Source organism: Lachnoanaerobaculum saburreum DSM 3986, assembly GCF_000185385.1.
Lineage (GTDB): Bacteria > Bacillota > Clostridia > Lachnospirales > Lachnospiraceae > Lachnoanaerobaculum > Lachnoanaerobaculum saburreum.
This window is the reverse complement of record NZ_GL622296.1, coordinates 948,030-951,028: the sequence shown is the minus strand read 5'-3', so window position 1 is coordinate 951,028 and position 2,999 is coordinate 948,030. Positions and strand designations below refer to the sequence as shown.

Genomic DNA, 2,999 nt, shown 5'->3' with positions numbered 1-2,999 from the left:
TTGGCTATCTAGTCAAATTTTAGATCTACAGCCACAAATCATGAACATTTCAGTATTATCATAATAGTTATTTTCATTATATTCAATGTCGAGCCTAAATTTTCGGTATCTGTAGTTCCTATTTCAGTTCCTACAAGGCTGAACTGTTACAAAATTAGACATAAGTGTTACAAAAAAGCTTGACAAGAACAACAACAACAATTTATACTATTATACTATCCTCATATTAGATTGATTCAATCAATGTAAGTATTTAAACAAATATGAGGAGGTATATTTCAATGAAAAAATTGGCAAATCAAATCATGAGTTTTATCTTGGTCTTAACAATGGTATTTGCAACGGGTACTACAGCTTTTGCCGCAGAACAAAATAGTACATTGTACAAAATACAACAGCTTGTACAAAAAGCGGAATCAGAAAGAGAGCAGTACGGTGAAGCCACAGATGAAACTGCTAAACAGTCACAGGTTGCCCTTGAAGCTTTGGGGGTGGAAACTGGTTCATATTCAGGGACTCAGCCAGTTGTCTTAGATGATGTGATCGCTACCAGAGGCTATGGACAAACACATGATTTAGGAAAAGGTTGGACATATAGAGTTGATAAACCGTCTTCTGACAATGCTAAGCCTCATGTACATGTAGATAATAATAGCAAAAATATTCATTGTGTAGAAAACGTAGATGGAACACCAAGTCATGGGAAAACTCTTGACGGTTCGAAAGTTCCTAAAGATGTCCAGAAGAAAGTTAAAGACTCAAAAGATTATAAAAAAGGACAAAAAGATTTGAAAAAGATGCAGGAAGCGAAAAGAGAGATACACCGCAGAAAATTGAATTTGTCTGTGAATAAAGACCTGCTGATTGCAGCCGGTATTTTTGTCACAGCTGTAGGCGTTGCCTTTGTAGCACCTGAATTTCTTCCGGCATTGTTAGCTACTGTTTAACATTTGCAGGAGTGTGGTGAAATGGTAAATTATATATTTAAATTAGAATTCAACTATAAGGATACGATTTTTTTTTCTATCCAAAATAAAGAACGAGATGTAGCTCTTATTGTGTTTGAAGATTGTTGTCGTAAAGGAGAATTGCTTAACGATTTCCCTTTTCTGTGTCCACAGTATTATTCTTCCGAAGAAGAATGGGACGATGATCGCAATTTGATAACAGCCAGTGTTTATGCTCTAATTGAAGAAGGGTATCCGCCAGAAATGCAAGATGATATAGAATATCTTGTTGAATCCATGATAGAATATAAACCTGCTATAAATCATAAAGTGCAGTTTTTTAATGATCCGACGGTTAGAAAATATTACAGTGAACGAACAGAAAATAGAATGCAATTTATTAATTATGTATTGTCCTTATGTGAAAATAAAGAAACAGTATCATTAAATGAAGATGACTTCAATCACCTAACACAATATAAAGCTAAACGTGACAATTAACTCAAAAGACCCACCTGAGTTTGGCTGTAATTGTTGTGATAAGCTGATGTTGTAACAGGTGTGGCTAATAAGATACAATATAGAAAAGGAAGGTATCTTGTATGTCACAAAAGTTTACACCAGATTTTAAAGAAACCATTGTGCGACTTCATGTGGAACAAGGTCGTACCCTACAGAGTATCACAAAAGAATATGGAGTATCCAAAGCCAGCATTTCGAAGCGGTGCAGCAACTATAGCAAAGAATGCCAAAACAGAGCCGAAACACAATTACATAGAAGGAATGAGGTCGAAATCATACAAGAGAATGTTCGCCTTCGAAAAGAACTCGAAGAAATGAAAAAGGAGAATCTCTTCTTAAAAAAAGCAGCGGCATTCTTTGCGAAGGAAATCAAGTAACGGCTTATCGATTTTTGGAGGAATATCATTCCATCTTTGGGCTTCGCTGGCTCTTGAAACAGCTCCATATTCATCCCAATGCTTACTACAATTACCGGAAGCACCGCAAACAGGCTTCTCTTGCGTACAAAGAAAAGATAAAGCAAGAGATCCTGCAAATTTATCATGAACGCAGAGGAATTATCGGATATCATATGGTAAAGAAGCATCTGTAGCGTAGGGGAATCTTTCGAAGCAATCTTACCATTCATAAGTACATGAATAGGGAACTGGGACTTTTTTCTGTAACCCGTCGTAAGCGTCCGGATTACAAGAAGGGAACCGCACACAAAGTCTTTGAAAATCTCCTGAAGCATGAATTCAAAGCCAAGCAGCGGAACCAGCGGTGGTGTACAGATTTCACCTACCTGTTTCTAAGTTCCGGTGAAAAGCGCTACAATTGTACTATTTTAGATCTGTATGATCGAAGTGTGATCGCAAGTGTAACCGATAAAAAAATAACGAGCGATCTGGCAATCCGTACCGTCCGGAAGGTAATTTCATCGCAAGGAATCTCCCGTGCGGACCGTTTGATTTTACATTCCGATCAAGGAAGCCAATATACTTCCAGGGAATTTGTGGAATTCTGTGTGTCCCAGGGAATTCGGCAGAGCATGAGCAAAGCGGGGTGTCCCTATGACAATGCCCCTATGGAACGGTATTTCAATACGTTAAAAAATGAGCTGATTTATCAGCACAAATACGATACAGAGCAAAGCCTCTACGAAGCAATCGAAAGATATGCCTATGTAGAATATAACACAGAACGTCCTCATACCTTTAACGGGGGGCGCACTCCATTTCAGGCACGCTATGCTGCATAGCAGCTCTTAGAGCTGCTTGGTTGGAATGCTCTTGAGACCAAACCATCTTGTCAAGGCCTTGCCGCGAAAGCGGTGCGAATGCAGCCTTGACAAGATGGGCGGTCTCAGGTACCAGTTAAAAATTAGGTAACAGTTCAGCTCCCAGCTACATCCCAACTGACACTACACTGGGTAAAATATAGCCGGTGTGCCTATGAATAACTTCCTTATATTCTCAATTAGACCCATATTTCTCTTTTTTAGAGTTTCAACTATGGTCATAATTGAGCAGTACATCTTATGTCCACCTT

Annotated in this window: 2 protein-coding genes and 1 pseudogene; all 3 read left to right on the top strand. The window is 38.5% G+C overall.

Annotated elements, in window-relative coordinates:
- Positions 1-281 precede the first annotated feature (281 nt).
- A complete protein-coding gene (locus tag HMPREF0381_RS04475; protein ID WP_008750700.1) occupies positions 282-947 on the top strand; it encodes a hypothetical protein in 666 nt (221 codons plus the stop codon).
- Between the two features lie 21 nt (positions 948-968).
- Entirely contained in the window at positions 969-1,448 is a 480-nt protein-coding gene (locus HMPREF0381_RS04470) for a hypothetical protein (RefSeq protein ID WP_008750699.1), read from the top strand.
- A 101-nt stretch (positions 1,449-1,549) separates the two neighbouring features.
- Positions 1,550-2,709: pseudogene (locus tag HMPREF0381_RS14485) on the top strand (IS3 family transposase).
- The last annotated feature ends 290 nt before the right edge of the window (positions 2,710-2,999 follow it).

Coding starts and splice junctions, on each gene's coding strand:
- HMPREF0381_RS04475 (WP_008750700.1), top strand. CDS start 282: ATGAAAAAATTGGCAAATCAAATCATGAGTTTTATCTTGGTCTTAACA.
- HMPREF0381_RS04470 (WP_008750699.1), top strand. CDS start 969: ATGGTAAATTATATATTTAAATTAGAATTCAACTATAAGGATACGATT.